We start from the raw sequence: 15579 nt of genomic DNA on the forward strand, positions 1-15579 counted from the left end.
AGGTCTTTTAATGAGAGAAAACCGCATTAGAATATTATACATAGATGATGAGATTCATAACCTCAACGCATTCAAAGCGAGTTTCCGGAGAAGTTATGAAATCTATACGGCTACCTCGGCGCAGGAAGGGAAACTGCTGCTGAAAGAGATCATGGTGCATATCATTATCGCTGATCAGAAAATGCCCGTATCTACCGGTGTGGAATTTTTTAATGAAATAAAAGATGTCCTCCCCGATCCGATGCGCATTTTATTGACGGGCTATACGGATGTGGAAGATATCATAGATGCCATCAATAAAGGTCACATCTACTCCTATATCAAAAAGCCATGGGACGAAAACGAGCTGCATAAAACCATCAACAACGCCTACGAGATCTACCGCACCCGTAAGCAACTGCGGGAAAAGATCGAAGAGCTGGAAAAAACCAATGATGAGTTAAACCGCTTCATCTACTCTACCTCGCATGATCTGCGTTCCCCATTGATGTCGGTGTTGGGTATCATCAACCTGTCCCGGCTCGACAACTCCGTGGTGGACCCCAACGGGTATATCAACATGGTGGAAAGCTGTGTGTTGAAACTGGATGATTTTATACAGAAGATCATAGAGTACTACCGTAATTCCCGTTTAGAAGTAGAATACGAGAAAATTGATTTCAATAACCTGTTAAATGACTGTATCACCGCCTTTAAGCCACAGAATACAGACATTCGCTTCCAGACCCAGGTAGAACAGGGGATAGAATTCAGGGGAGATACCTTCCGGATCAGTGTTATTTTAAACAATCTTATTTCGAACGCTGTTAAGTACCAAAAACCGGACGAAACCAATCCGATGGTGAACCTGGCCGTGAAAGTAGAGCCGCACAAAGCCACTATTTGCATACGTGATAACGGTATCGGAATTCTGAGTGAACACCTGAATAATATCTTCAAGATGTTTTTCCGTTCCAAAAACAATAATAAACCGGGCAGTGGTATCGGTTTATACATTGTGAAAGAAGCACTCAGCAAAATCGGAGGAACTATCAATGTAGAATCTAAATATGGTGAAGGCACCCAATTTGAAATTACCATCCCAAACAGAAATGAATTCGATACCTGACCTGCGCGTCATATTGATTGATGACAATGAGATTGATTTATTGCTGCATGAGAAGTTGATTGGATTTCAACAAATCAGCAGAACGGTACTTTCATTTGCCAATGCCAACAAGGCCCTGGAATTTCTTTCTTCCAATATCGCTTTACCCAAAATACCTCCTACTGTTATCCTCCTGGATATACAAATGCCGGAGATGGATGGATTTGAATTTTTGCAGGCATTTGATGCTTATCCACACAAAGTAAAATCGCAGTGCCACATCGTAATGGTGTCGTCTTCCCTGGATTATAGCGATATTACCCGCACCAACGCCAATCCAATGGTGATAAAATTGCTCCGTAAACCCTTACTACTAAAGGATCTGAAAGAAACCGTAGAAGGAATTTTCAAAGATTTTTTATAAAATGTTGGTGTTTACAATAAAAAATATATTTTTGCACTCCCGCAAGGGGAAATTTGACATACGGGGGATTAGCTCATCTGGTAGAGCGCAAGCATGGCATGTTTGAGGTGAGCGGTTCGAGCCCGCTATCCTCCACCAAAAAAGCCTGTAGATCGTAAGATTTACAGGCTTTTTTTATGCTTCATTGTTTTTCCCATGCCGCAACGGCAATACCATCACAAAGGTAGCCCCCTCTCCTTCCTTACTCCTGGCCGTAATAATACCATCATGTTTGTCTATTACTTTTTTGGCGATGGCCAACCCAATGCCGGTTCCTTCATACAACTCAGAGGCGTGCAGGCGCTGGAATATGGTAAATATTTTCGAGAGATATTTTTCATTAAATCCTATTCCGTTGTCACGGATTACAACCCGACAATACTGACCATGGGCAAAGGCTGCACTATCAGGGTTTAAATCGGTCACCACTTCCGCACTGATATCAATAACCGGGGGAACATCCTTCCGGGAAAACTTGAGCGCATTGCTGATGATATTCTGGAACACCTGCCGTATTTGTCCCGGCACAGCTTCAATAAGCGGCATCGGTCCCACCGATATCATGGCATTCCGCTCGGTGATCATCAACTCCAGGTCACTGAGAATTTCTTTGACTACCTGGTTGAAGTTCGTTACCTCGTATATGTTAGTGACGGATAAGCGGGAGTAATTCAGCAGATCGTTAATGAGCTTTGCCATGCGCTCTGACGACCCTACAATGCGCTCCATATACGACAGGCCGCTGGGGTCCATCTGTAAAAACTTATCTCTTAAAATGGCGCCAAACAGCTGAATTTTACGCAGGGGTTCCTTCAGGTCATGAGAAGCCACAGAAGCAAATTGCTGCAGGTCGTGGTTACTGGCTTCCAGGGATTTGTTGATCTCCCGTAGCTCTTCTGTTCTTTCCCGCACTTTTTGTTCCAGCATTTCATTCACCTGCTGCTGATGCGCAATCAATGCTTCCTGCGCCAGTTTGCGCACCTCTACTTCTTCCTTGAGCGACTGATGCATTTGCTTCAGTTCCTGCGATTGCTGGTAGAGACGGGAAAATGTTTTCACCTTCATCAACAGGATATCCGGATCTACCGGCTTGGTGATATAATCAATACCACCGGAATCATATCCTTTTACGATGAATCTTTTGTCTTTATTAACCGCCGATAAAAATATAATAGGGATATCCTTTGCTTTACTGTGGCCGGAAAGCGCTTCTGCTACTTCAAAGCCATCCATGCTGGGCATTTGTACGTCCAGGATGATGAGGGTATAATTATGCTTTAATATTTTCCGTAGCGCTTCTTCTCCCGACAAAGCAGCATCTACTTCAAACTGGTATAGTTCGAGTGTTTTCCTGATAGACAGTATGTTCTCCGGCTTATCATCTACAATTAAAATCATACGTCAAACTTGTTTAAGTGGTCACCACATACCTGTTATGTACGGGCTATCTCATTAATAAAACCGGCCATTTCGCCTGGCTGCAGGATGATATCTACCGGCGCCAGCTCAATAGCCTGGCGTGGCATATAATCTACTTCTGCGGTGGCTGGGTCCTGTACAGCGGTTGTACCACCAGCCTCGTGTACATCTATTAATCCTTCGGCGCCGTCGCTATTGGCGCCAGACAACAGCAGGGCAGCCATATTACTGCGATAGGCCAGCGCTGCAGAAGAGAAAGTCACATCTATACTGGGACGGCTGAAATTCACTTTTTCTGAATCATCCAGCGACAACGTATGATCGCGTTCTATCAACAGGTGATAGTCGGCGGGCGCAATATAGATGACTCCCGGCAACAGTACTTCCTTTTCAGCAGCTTCCTTCACCGGCAACAATGATTTGGAAGACAACAATTCCGTTAATACAGATTCGTAGTGGCTTTGCCGGTGTAAAACAATGATAACAGCGGCGTTGAGTGAATGGGTCAATCCGGGTAGCAATGTTAAAATGGGTTGGAGCCCTCCGGCTGAACCACCAATTACAATTAAATACGGCGCTGTTATCATAAGGACTATTGTTTCATCATTACAGTTGCATTTTCCGCCAGATTTTCTCCCGGCTTTCCAGTTGCCTGAACTTTGCGGTTACACTGGTAAAGTTAAGTGTTTCCTTACTGCCCAATGCCAGAAACCCAAGCTGTTCAAGGCTATCACTAAACAAGGTCAGTACCCGGTCCTGCAATTGTTTATTAAAGTAAATCAATACATTACGACATATGATGAGCTGAAACTCATTAAAAGAACCATCCGTCACCAGGTTATGTGGTGAGAAGATAATTTTCTCACCCAGGTCTTCCCGGAATTTAGCATATTCATAATTAGCCGTATAGTAAGCGGAGAAATCTTCTCTGCCACCTGACTCCATGTAATTTCGGGAATATTGCTGCATTTGTGATAACCGGAATATACCTTTTCGTCCTTTCTCCAGTACACTGGCATTGATATCTGTGGCGTAGATCACTGCTTTGTGAAGCAGCCTGGCTTCTTTCAACAGGATAGCAAAAGAATAGACCTCTTCTCCTGTAGAACATCCCGCATGCCAGACACGAATAAACGGATAAGTAGCTAATATGGGCAACACCTGTGTACGCAAAGCCTGATAAAATGAAGGATCTCTGAACATCTCTGTCACATTCACGGTAATCTCTTCCACAAAGCGCAGTGCGTAGGCCGGATCAGAAATAACACGATAACGGTATTCGGCAAAACTGGGAAAGCGGTCTGTCACATAGAGGTGATTCACCCGCCGGTTAATAGAAGCGGGTGCATATGCTGTAAAATCGTAGCCGTACCTTTCCAGTACATCATTCAACAGCAAATTAACTTCGGGCTCACTTATCGGGTTACTGCTCACATTCACATGGATAAATATTGTTGTAGTTGCAAGAGTAATTCATCTACATCAATGGGTTTGGAAATATAGTTGTCAGCACCTGCTTCCAGGCACTTTTCGCGATCACCTACCATGGCTTTTGCGGTAACTGCAATCACCGGCAAAGTACGATTCCAGGGCATGCTGCGCAACGCAGCAATGGTTTCATACCCGTCCATATCCGGCATCATAATATCCATCAGCACTACACCAATGTTGTGACTGGCGGATAACAGCTGCAACGCTTCCGCGCTCGTAGCGGCCGATAAACAAGGAATAGACCTGGATTTCAACACGGCTTTCAGCGCAAAAATGTTGCGCATATCATCATCTACTATTAGTACCTGTTTCTGTTCCATACAACTATTTCATGGCTTTATCGTATAACCATACCCGTAAGAGAGACAATAACTGATCTACATCTACCGGTTTGGAAATATAGTCGGAGGCGCCTGCCTGTAAACACTTCTCACGATCGCCCATCATGGCTTTGGCAGTCACCGCAATAATCGGCAGGTTTCTCCATTCGGGACTTTTCCGGATAGTGGCAATGGCATCGTATCCGTCCATTTCAGGCATCATCATATCCATGAGTATAATGTCTGCCGGATGTTCTTTAAGCTGCTGCAGCGCCTCTTTTCCATCTACAGCAGATAATACTTTCATCTGGTGTTTCTCCAGTGCTTTGGTTAAAGAAAAGATATTGCGCACATCATCATCGGCTATTAACACCGTCTTATCTTTCAACACTTCATTCAACATCCCCATTTTACCATTACCTCCTGCGGCAACAGGTGCATTCTCAGACACCAGGTGTAGAAACAGTGACACCTCATCAAGCATACGCTGATAGGAATGCGCTGTTTTTATCACAATGGAATCGGCATATTGACGGATACGTTGTTCTTCTGATTTCGACAAGCTCTTACCGGTAAAAATGATGATGGGCAGGTTTTCCAGCCCTTTTATCTCTTTCACCATTTCGAGTGCTTCGTAAGCTTTTTCATCCGGGATACCCATGTCCAGGATCACACAATCCACATCTTTTTGTTGCAGCAGTGATACGCCGTCGGCCACATTATCACTGATTTCTGAAGTCACTTCATAATTACCGAGGAAGTAAGCCAATGCTTTGGCATGTTTGGCATTTTCCTCCAGTATCAGCACCTTCTTAGTAGAGCGTTGCAATACAAACTCCATTTTCTCAAAAATGAGCTGCATGCTTTCCATGTCTACCGGCTTGCTGATAAAGTCTACCGCGCCTTTCAGCAGGCTTTCTTTTTTAACTTCCATGGAAGACATGATATGCACGGGTATCGGTCTGGTTTGCGGGTCATTTTTCAATTCCTCCATCACCTGCCAGCCATCCTTTATGGGTAACTGAATATCCAGCAAAATGCCCATAGGTTTGTAGATACGTGCCATTTCTGCGGCTTCATCTCCCCGTACACAAACAATGCCTTTATAACCTCTCGCATGCGTAAAGCTCAGCAATGCCTTAGCATAGTTAGTATCATCTTCCACAATCAATATTACAGGTTCTCCCTTCTTAATAAGGCCGCGATCATCACTAATGCCTTCCGGAATAGTGGGCGACAGGAAGCGTTGCGTATCTGATGCAACAGCAGACGATTCCACTATCGGTGACGGGAGTACGAAAGGATCACTGGCGGGAGCAACTGCTTTGCGGGTAACCGGAATAGTGATATAGAATTCACTGCCTTCATTGCTTACGCTGGCAACATTTAATTCTCCACCCAACAATTTAGCCAGCTCCCGGCTGATAGAGAGGCCCAGCCCTGTGCCACCATACTTGCGACGGGTAGAACCATCGGCCTGTTGAAAGGCTTCAAAAATTACCTGTTGTTTATCTTCCGGAATACCTATACCCGTATCTTTTACAGCAAAGCGAATCTGTTGCAGTGTTTCAGTTGTTTGTACTTCCAGTCGTACCGAACCCCGTGCGGTAAACTTCAGGGCATTGGACAACAGATTTTTTAAAATCTGTTCCAGTCGTACCTGGTCTGTTTCGATGGTAGCAGGCACGCCGGCAGCGGTATGTAATATTAGCTGCAGTCCTTTCTCTTTGGCCATTGGCTCAAACAGCGCCTGCATATTGGAGCAGATATCTGCGATGGATACATCCCCATATTCCAATTCCATTTTACCGGATTCTATCTTCGACAAATCCAGTATTTCATCTATCAGCGTGAGCAACCCTTTACCGGAGCTATTAATCACCTGCGCATATTCTATCTGATCACCATTGAGGTTGAGGTCATGGTTTTCAGATAGCAGTCTTGATAAGAGCAGGATAGAGTTCAGCGGCGTGCGCAGTTCATGCGACATATTGGCCAGGAACTCCGATTTATAGCGGGTGCTGAGGGCCAGCTCTTCTGCTTTTTTATGTATATCCAGATTACGTTCTACGATGATTTGATTTTTCTCTTCGAGCAGGCGGCTTCTCTCTTCCAGTTCAGCGTTGGATTGCATCAGTTCTTCCTGTTGTACCTTCAGTTCCTCTTCCGATACTTGCAGCTTCTGGGCCTGTGATTCCAGCTCCACGTTCATGCTTTCCAGTTCGCTGTGCTGGGTCTGCAGTTCTTCTGCCTGCGCCTGGGTTTCTTCCAATAATTCCTGCAGACGGGTACGGCTCCTGGTGCTTTGCAGCGCAATGGCAATGTTGACCGAAGCCTGTTTCGCAAAGTCGATCACATTTTCACTGAATGGGTAGAGGGAAGCGATTTCCATCACACCTTCTGTAACTCCGGCGTGAATCAATGGGATAATCAATACGTAGCCAGGTTGTGCGGCGCCGGTGCCGCCGGCAATATGCAGAAAATCATTGGGGGCTTTTTCGAGATAAAGTATTTTTTTCTCCAATACCTGCTGTCCCAGCAAGGTTTTACCCACTTCAATCACCCGTGGCGCCGGGTGTTCCGGAGACAGCGCGTAACCGGCAGACAAATGTAACTCTGCTGCATACCTGACATACAATACCCCGGTTTGTGCACCAGTGTATTGTACCATATCATTTAAAGCATCCTGGCTGAGTGTACCCAGATCTTTTTCACCCAATAACGTTTCACTGACATTATTCAATCCCGTTTGTATCCATATTTTCTGATCGTTCTGGTAGCGGAATTGTTTGAGATCGACGGCCATTTGTACAATGGCATGTCCCAGTACATCATCGTTGCTGCGGGGTTTCACATCAATATTGAAATTTCCTTTGCCGATATTATCAGCTGCCACTGATAACTCCTGACTGGTTTGATCAATGACGCTAAAAGAACGGGCCAGACTGCCGATGGCGTCCCGGGCATGTATCTCGGGCGCCGACCCCGGCACTCCTTTGGCGATGTTGACCGCAGCCACTCTCAGGAGTTCGAGGCCATCTGTGATGCTTTTGATGGTGATGGTAACGAAAGCAATTACCAATACCACTATCAGCACGAGAGCAACGAGGTAGCGGGTTTTCAGGTCATTTTCCTTCTGGGAAATGACTTTAGCATCTCTGCCTACCTTATCCATGATGCTGCGCTGTAATTGTTTGCTTTGGTCTACTGCCAGAGAAGAATTATCCCACCAGGAATCAGCGTTGAAAAGTGTATCTATTTTACGGGCAGCGATTGTACTGTTGATGAAGTTTGTGGTGATGGTGTACTCGTTGGTGGTTTCCATCTTCTGAAAATCTTTCACTACCTGTGGAGAAGCTTTATCCAGTAGTTCTGCACGAAGGGAATTATACATGTCCGTATTATTTTCGATACGGGCAAAATCTTCCGGCCAAACGTCTTTTTTCAACATGAAGTAATAGATGTCCATGCGTATCATGCCCTGATAGGCTGACATCTGTGCCAGCAGGTACTGCGCATTCATATCCTGTTGTAATCCCTTGAGCACGGGAATATCCGGTGTATTGGTATTGGCCAGGTCGCTCAAACGGAAAATAAGATTGGAATAATAATCCAGTACTTCCCGTTGGGGCATGCTTTTATTGTCGATGTCTTTACGCTTTTTGGGGAGTGTATTCAACAGTGAGTACTGGAAGAAACGGCTGTCGCTTGCCAGCAAACGGCCTTTTACGGCATCAATGGCAAGATCTGTTTTGGCACGTTGTGTCAGCAGGTCGTTCAGGCTACCGGTTTGTAATACATAGTTCACGCTGTTTCTGCGCTCCATATGTATTTCATCTGCAACCTTCATGATAGCCGTTGCCGTAGTGACTTTACGGACCAGGTTATCAATGGTATCAATATCTGCGTTTTGTTTATTAAATATCGCTACGCCAAAATAGATGAGACAAATCAGTGGTATTACAGCTATTAGCATCAACTTCCGGGGCAATGGAAGTCGCATAAAAAAATTCTTCATCTGCCTGAGCTTGTTTAGTTTTAAATGCTGGTATTATTCCTCAACAGCATTGCTTACCGGGTTCAAGCACATTTCATTCCAAACGGCAGGCAAAACTGAATTATAATGATAATAAAATAATAACAAAATCATAGATTTGTCTCTATTCAAAATAGATATGGCTGATAGTTGTAAATATACCTCTGTACTTTTAATTGATGATGATATAGACGACAGGATGATATTTGGTGAAGTATTAAAAGAGCTGGCACCGGATATTATTTACCAGGAAGCTACAAATGGGGAAGACGCATTAACTAAATTAAGTACTCACCCTATCCCAGATTTGATATTCCTGGACCTGAATATGCCCAGAGTTGACGGGAAACAATTCCTTGCTGAAATACAGCAGTTGGATCATTTAAAACACATTCCTGTTATCATCTATACCACTTCTTCACATGAGTCAGATAAGAAAGAAACCCGGGAGCTGGGTGCTGCTTATTTTCTGACGAAGCCTAATAGTCTGCATGAGCTGACACATATACTCACCAATATTCTCCAGCAAAAGCAATTTTAAAGAAAAAAGCCTCACAAAGAATTGTGAGGCGGCTTTTCTACCATTGTTACTATTTTTAAACCCTCATATATGCATTGAGCATATGCTTTGTTGCTATAAAGGTGGTTAATATCATGCGGCTAAGTGTTAATCGATCCTTAATGACTACAGCATTATAAATTTTTCACAACAGATTCCAACCATCCGGGATGATAGAAATCCAGTTTCACTTCCGGCTGAATGCCTTTGTTATCAATGCCTTGTCCGGCTGCCACTCTGCGGGAGCGGGTTACAGGATAATCTATTGAAAAAGCCGGTGCGGCGAACTTTACCGCATTTACATTGGCGTAATCGAGCGCTCCCATAGATGGGGTACCGAAAACTTTTACCTTCTTACTTTGTGTAGCCTCCAGTAAAAACTGTTCTGTAGTACTGCTGCACCGGCCATTAATGATGACCCCGATTTTGGCGGGAACAGGTAAGGGAGATGGGAGGATCATGTTTTCATCTGGTCCCATGCTGACTAAACGTCCCTGCAGGCCATCACCCTGGTGGATCAGATTTCTGAGTTGCTCCACATATTCCTCTGGTAATTTGCCGGCCTGCTCGTCTAACAGGTGGCTCCAGGACTTGATATTATCCGGGGTAGCATAAAAATCGGCCCCGATAATCCGTACGGGTTGGGTATACATCAATGGGCGAAGGCGCTCCGTGAGTTTATCGGCTCCCTGTCCGCTGCCGCGCACATCTATGATCAGGCTGGTATTTTTCCGGAGATATTCATCATTGGCATTGAGCACGGAGTCCGCCAGGTAATACTGTGCCGCGTCGAAACTACCGATGCGCAGATAGCCGGTGCTGTCATTTATCTGCCTGAAAAAGAAAGCGGCAGCAGGAGCATCCCCCATTGCAGGCGCTTCCTCCAGTGGCGCCGGACGATGGCTGCCCGCCCGTTGCCAGCCCATGGCCGACAGGCCGTCCCGCTGTTTGTTAATGGTAACTGTATCAAAATCAACACGGTGATGTTGGTAGCTGATTACCTCAAACTTATCGCCTCCGCTGGGGGCGAGTTCAAAAATCACCTCCCCCGGTTGCCAGTCCAGCACAGCAGATTCCAGGACTACTGCGGCATAACTGCGTAGCCCTCGTACATTTTTCACCAGGGCGATTTTATACAAACTATCAGCCTGGTAAATACCTGCCACCGCTGTAACAGGCTGCTGCTGCAACTGATCTAGCTGCAGCGGCTGAAGGGTTATTTTCTCTTTTACCGGTGTATAACCGATGTGAAGCGCCAGGTGCTGATCTTTAAAAAAACGCAGGTACCGGTTCACCAGCAGCAGGCAGTGGGTAGCGCCTTTGATGGTGGCCGCCTGCAATTGCAGTTTGCCTACCATAGCGAGATACGCTTGCTGGGTAGCCGGGGTGACTTTGTCAATAAATCCTACATAATTTTTTCTGAGATAGACCTGTACGCTGTCAAATTTCTTCCTGCAATCGCATTCCTGCGCATACGCGATGGTATTGCACAGGAGTAATAACAATACAGTTATTGCTTTCATGGCAAAGGATTTGAATGTTTCTGGCTGATAAAAAATGGTCTTTAAATATAGGAACTATTCAGATTTTTTTTATCATCGTGGCCCTTTATTAATAAATTACACGTCCTAATTAAGCGCATATGCATTTAGACGAACTGGAAAGGCTGTACAATGAGCAGGCATATACCGAAGCAATAACGAAGCTGGAAATATACTTACAAGACCATCCCGGGGAAATCCGGGGCTGGCAGCTGCTGGGCTTATCGCAGCTGGAAAACGCCAAAGCCACCGACAACAACGACCTGGTCACCGCCATGTACGAAGCCGCTTACGAGGCTTTCAGCCAGGTGCTGACACTGGACCCCGATCATCAACAGGCGCGGGTACACCGTGCCTACATGGGCGCCAACGTGATGACCGATAAAGGAGATGAAGCCATTCAGGACTGCGACATTCTCCTTGCCGTTGGCGATGAAGAATTGACTACCAAAGCATTACTGTACCGGTTCCAGGTATGGGTACTGAAAAATGAAACAGAAAAAGCACTGGCCGACATGCGCCGGAACCTGCAGGTGTATGAGTCGCTGTACGCAGATGACCTCCCACAGCTGAATGTAGCCCGGTTCCAATGCTACACCCGCATTGGCGACGTATATTATCATACCGACAACCGGCCCGCCGCACTGGAGTATTATAAACAAGCCTTTGAATGCACCGTGTACAACAACCGGTTGCTATCGACCACCTGGTTTGCACTCGAGCTGGCCGATTACGACTTTGCCGCCGCCATGCTCCAAATCATGGTAACCGCCGGAGAAAATAGCAAGGAAGATATGTTGCGCCTGCTGAAGCATGTGCAACAACTGCTGGCTGATGGCGTACGCCACGCCGCACTGGCCAGGGAGTTCTGCAAAGGCACTGCCGAATTCTGGCAGCAGTTTTATGGGGATGATCATGACGAAGGCACCCTGGAACAGATTTCTACCGGCAAAAGGTATATCTCCCAATATCCGGAAGAAGCCTACTTCTATCACTACACCGCCAATGCGTTTTTTAATATTGGCAGCTACCAGGAAGCACTTCCCTGGTATGAAAAATCACTGGCCATCCGGCCCTACCCATTCAGCATAGTAAGGTGGTATTACACCAGCTATAAAGTAAACGGTCAATTTCCGGAGAAGTGGCCGGAGATCGCACATCCCGTACCTTACGACTGGTACGCAGCCGGCGTTATTTTCAGTGAAATTATTCAACTGGAAAAAGACAACCAGGTTAAGCAACTGGCCCTGCCATTAAAACGATTTGTTTATAAACAGGCCTTCGATCTTTATCATGCTTACTGGTATGAAAATAAAGGCAGTTCTTATGCCGGCCATCCACATCATTTCGCCATGTGTTGTAACAACTATGGCATTGCCTTGTATGAAGGAGGAATTTATGTAGAAGCAGCACATGTACATACCATCGGTTATAATATGTCGCCCTTCTGGGAGCAGCTGGAATCCAGAGCAGACGCCCATCACAGCATGGGTAAACTGGCAGAAGCCATTGAAGACCGCCAAACCATCCTGGAGAATTTTACAGACGCCCTGCCGCTTACGTATTATGTGTCTATTCACGAACGCATGATCGACGACCTGTGTTCCCTGGAACGCCATGCAGAAGCACTGGATCTCTATGAAAAAATTCTATCCGAATACAACAGCTGGATTGCCCGCGACATGGAGGAACTGGAAGAATACGATCGCCAAACAATCACTTACAATATTGACCGCATAAAAACCGGGCGTGCCTTTATCAGAACCGATAGCGCAGATGATCTGTCAGAGCGTATACTGGCGCTGGAAACGCACCTTATAGAAAAGCCGGACGACAGCGATGCCTATTTCAACCTGATGTACCTCTACTTCGACAATGCCCAGTATGAACATTGCATTGGCGCTATCAACAACCGTATTTCCATTGGTGGCATACCGCAATTGCCGGTTATCTCACAAATGAAAATCTATTACTTCAGAGGGAAGGCAGCACTGAAGCTGGGCCGCAACAAAGCTGCCCTGGCCGATATGCAACGTACCCTGGATATCATGGCCACCGGCGACACCACCGATAATTCACCAAACTACCGGTTTGGGGTATACGCTTTTATGGCCGAAGCCTGGCTGGGTGAAAAGGAGTATGATGAGTGTATCAACTATGCCATGCAATGCGTGAACATTTACGCTGCCAATAACTGGGCCTGGGATACCGAGGCATCCTCTATTCGATACACCATGGCACTGGCTTTTGAAGGAAAAGGAGATACTGGTCCCTGCAAAAAATTAATAGATCTGATTGTATTAAACGATCCCGGATTTCATCCGGCAGCAGAGAAAAAAAATCAACTGAGAGGAGGAGGAATATTTTCCTTTTTCAGGAAGAAGAAATAGAAACAGCTTTTAGCCATTAGCTTTTAGCTTTTAGCAAAATGCCGCGAAGAACATCATCTGTTAATCTTCGCGGCATTTTGCTAAAAGCTAAAAGCTAATGGCTAATGGCTACATCGTCATTGGCTTGTTGTAGCTCACCATCCAGTGAATACCGAATTTATCAGTTAATTGCCCGTAACGATGCGCCCAGAACGTTTCCTGGATTGGCATTTGAATGGAACCTCCGGCAGCCAGTTTGCCAAAGATGCTATCTGCGTCTTCGTTAGAATTTACACCCAGCGCCAGTTGTACGGAATCACCATTTACAGGGGGCGCTCCTACCATACCATCAGAAGCCATGATGGCAAATCCATCGGCCTGCAGAAAAGCATGCATCACCAGATTTTCAGCTCCGGGAAGAACCTGGTCCTTCATAGGAGAATCCGCCATGGTCATTACTTGGAGGTTTCCACCCAGCACATCATGATAAAAGTTCATGGCGTCCCGGCAATTGTTGTTAAAAACGAGGTAGGACGTTAGTGTGTTCGACATAACAAATCTTTTTGGGTAAGAAAATGGAATTCAGGTAAGTGTATAAAGTTACTTAAAACCACACCTTCCTCAAATTAACTTATCAATACTTTATTTCTAACCAGCAAGCAGGCGCCAATAATGCCGGCACGCTCGCCCAGACTGGACATTTTCAACTTGGAATCATTGCTCACCAAACTCAGGGAATACTTTTTCATTGCGCTCTTTATAGGCAGGCGGATATGATCCTGTGTTGCTGCCAGCGCGCCGCCGAGGATAACCAGTTCAGGGTTGAAGATATTCATCAGCAAAGCCACGCCCCTGCCCAGATTTTCTCCCACTTTGGCAATCAGTTCGATGGCCAGCATATCATCGTTGTTGGCCGCTTCTATAATGTCGTGCAGGTGGATATCATCGGGCGACTGATGCGTACGTGACAGCATAGACGAAGAACCCGCCGCCAACTTTTCGCGAAACATGCTCACCAAAGCCCAGCCAGAAGCCGCTGTTTCCAGACATCCCTTCTTCCCACAATGGCAAATAATTTCATTATCAAACATAGGAATATGCCCAACCTCCCCACTATAGCCGGATTTACCGTAGTATAGTTCGCCATTTATCAGCACGCCCATCCCAATACCGTAGTCGAGGTTCAGGAATAATACATTGCGCTCTCCATTTACCAGGTCGGAGCAAAACTCCCCGTAAGCCATGGCCCGGGAGTCATTTTCCAGGAATACCCGGATGCCTACTTTGGTAGCAATCACCTCACTGAGGGGTTTCTCGTCAAAGTAAAACAGGCTATAGTTGTAGCCAGTAGCGTAGTTGATGCGCCCGGCGATATTGATACCAATCCCCAGGATTTTTTCCTTCGGTACAGAAAGTCCGTCAATGAAGTTGTTTATCAGCTGACATAACTGCTCCAGGGAAGCTTCTGTGTTATCCAGTTCATAAGCCAGCCCTTCCACAGTAGTGACCAGGTTTTTATGCAAATCAGACAGGCCCAGGTTGAGATGGTCCTGTTTTACATCCACTCCGATAAAGAAAGCGGAATCCGGTACCAGCCCATATAAGTTAGGCTTACGGCCGCCGGTTGACTCGATTTTACCATAGTCCATCACCAGTCCGTCTGTAATCAGGTCGTTGACCAGGTTCGTGACTTTAGGGGTACTCAGGTTCAGCTCTTTACACAGATCCGCAATAGTAGCGTTGCCGGAGTTAGCGAAATAGGCCAGGGCAGCCTTTTTTAGGTTGATATTTTTGTAGGCTACACCGGTAGCTCCTGCACTGTTTAGTTCTTCAAAAAAGGTTTTAGCCATAGCATCAGATAGACTTGTACAATAATTGATCTCCAATTTAAGCCGCTAATTCTAATTATTTTTAAAATCGACGCAGAAGTTATCTTATAAATGATTTTGTTAATTCGCAAAAAACAATACCTTTGCAATCCTTTTTGAGCTAAATAATCGGCTATTTTAGCCCTCGGCAAAAAACCAGCTCACAAAGGAAAGATCTTACTTTTTTTGCGGATGTGATGAAATTGGTAGACATGCCAGACTTAGGATCTGGTGCCGCGAGGCATGGGGGTTCGAGTCCCTTCATCCGCACTTTTTGATTTTCAGCTATTTATAAATCCGTTTGGATTTTCTTCTCCTTTCCAACAGGTAAACGCCATTTACCACTTCATTTTGAAAATCTTATATTCCTTCTTATATTTCGGGACCAACCATATCTTAGATGACCGAGTGCCGAATAATTTCGAT

At 45.6% G+C, this 15579-nt stretch carries 12 protein-coding genes and 2 tRNA genes; 6 read left to right on the forward strand and 8 right to left on the reverse strand.

Annotated features, from left to right (window positions below; genetic code table 11):
* Nucleotides 1-10: 10 nt before the first annotated feature.
* From AC1DFM_RS30780 to AC1DFM_RS30790, 3 genes are all read left to right on the forward strand, one after another.
* The gene (locus AC1DFM_RS30780) at nucleotides 11-1108 is read left to right on the forward strand and encodes a sensor histidine kinase (RefSeq protein ID WP_477080624.1); all 1098 of its coding nucleotides are present in this window, start codon (nucleotides 11-13) and stop codon (nucleotides 1106-1108) included.
* Complete coding sequence (locus AC1DFM_RS30785; protein WP_477080625.1) at nucleotides 1092-1511, forward strand: response regulator; 420 nt, start codon at nucleotides 1092-1094, stop codon at nucleotides 1509-1511. The genes AC1DFM_RS30780 and AC1DFM_RS30785 overlap by 17 nt, the downstream gene beginning before the upstream one ends.
* Nucleotides 1512-1573: 62 nt before the next feature.
* Nucleotides 1574-1649, forward strand: a tRNA-Ala gene (locus AC1DFM_RS30790).
* Nucleotides 1650-1685: 36 nt separating this feature from the next.
* Here the strand turns inward: AC1DFM_RS30790 and AC1DFM_RS30795 are convergent.
* The 5 genes from AC1DFM_RS30795 to AC1DFM_RS30815 are packed head-to-tail and all read right to left on the reverse strand — an operon-like array spanning nucleotide 1686 to nucleotide 8798.
* Entirely contained in the window at nucleotides 1686-2948 is a 1263-nt protein-coding gene (locus tag AC1DFM_RS30795; RefSeq protein WP_477080626.1) for a hybrid sensor histidine kinase/response regulator, read from the reverse strand.
* Between the two features lie 35 nt (nucleotides 2949-2983).
* Nucleotides 2984-3556, reverse strand: a complete 573-nt coding sequence (locus AC1DFM_RS30800; RefSeq protein ID WP_477080627.1) for a chemotaxis protein CheB — start codon at nucleotides 3554-3556, stop codon at nucleotides 2984-2986.
* Between the two features lie 19 nt (nucleotides 3557-3575).
* Complete coding sequence (locus AC1DFM_RS30805) at nucleotides 3576-4409, reverse strand: CheR family methyltransferase (RefSeq protein WP_477080628.1); 834 nt, start codon at nucleotides 4407-4409, stop codon at nucleotides 3576-3578.
* Nucleotides 4406-4780 carry a response regulator gene (locus AC1DFM_RS30810; protein WP_477080629.1) on the reverse strand — a complete coding sequence of 125 codons (375 nt, stop codon included), beginning with the start codon at nucleotides 4778-4780 and terminating at the stop codon, nucleotides 4406-4408. The genes AC1DFM_RS30805 and AC1DFM_RS30810 overlap by 4 nt, the downstream gene beginning before the upstream one ends.
* A gap of 4 nt (nucleotides 4781-4784) precedes the next feature.
* Nucleotides 4785-8798 (reverse strand): response regulator, encoded by a 4014-nt coding sequence (locus tag AC1DFM_RS30815; RefSeq protein WP_477080630.1) that lies wholly within the window; start codon nucleotides 8796-8798, stop codon nucleotides 4785-4787.
* A 136-nt stretch (nucleotides 8799-8934) separates the two neighbouring features.
* Between AC1DFM_RS30815 and AC1DFM_RS30820 the strand changes: the two genes are divergently transcribed.
* Nucleotides 8935-9357 carry a response regulator gene (locus AC1DFM_RS30820; protein ID WP_477080631.1) on the forward strand — a complete coding sequence of 141 codons (423 nt, stop codon included), beginning with the start codon at nucleotides 8935-8937 and terminating at the stop codon, nucleotides 9355-9357.
* A gap of 152 nt (nucleotides 9358-9509) precedes the next feature.
* Here the strand turns inward: AC1DFM_RS30820 and AC1DFM_RS30825 are convergent, their stop codons facing one another.
* A complete protein-coding gene (locus AC1DFM_RS30825) occupies nucleotides 9510-10898 on the reverse strand; it encodes a S41 family peptidase (protein WP_477080632.1) in 1389 nt (462 codons plus the stop codon).
* 119 nt (nucleotides 10899-11017) lie between these two features.
* Between AC1DFM_RS30825 and AC1DFM_RS30830 the strand changes: the two genes are divergently transcribed.
* The gene (locus tag AC1DFM_RS30830) at nucleotides 11018-13306 is read left to right on the forward strand and encodes a tetratricopeptide repeat protein (RefSeq protein WP_477080633.1); all 2289 of its coding nucleotides are present in this window, start codon (nucleotides 11018-11020) and stop codon (nucleotides 13304-13306) included.
* Nucleotides 13307-13414: 108 nt separating this feature from the next.
* On the opposite strand, the gene AC1DFM_RS30835 is transcribed toward AC1DFM_RS30830, so the two are convergent.
* Entirely contained in the window at nucleotides 13415-13837 is a 423-nt protein-coding gene (locus AC1DFM_RS30835) for a VOC family protein (RefSeq protein WP_477080634.1), read from the reverse strand.
* Nucleotides 13838-13911: 74 nt separating this feature from the next.
* Entirely contained in the window at nucleotides 13912-15135 is a 1224-nt protein-coding gene (locus tag AC1DFM_RS30840; RefSeq protein WP_477080635.1) for an ROK family transcriptional regulator, read from the reverse strand.
* Nucleotides 15136-15341: 206 nt separating this feature from the next.
* Here AC1DFM_RS30840 and AC1DFM_RS30845 point away from each other — a divergent pair.
* A tRNA-Leu gene (locus AC1DFM_RS30845) sits at nucleotides 15342-15423 on the forward strand.
* Nucleotides 15424-15579 lie beyond the last annotated feature (156 nt).

The organism is Chitinophaga sp. 05T412 (assembly GCF_056396465.1).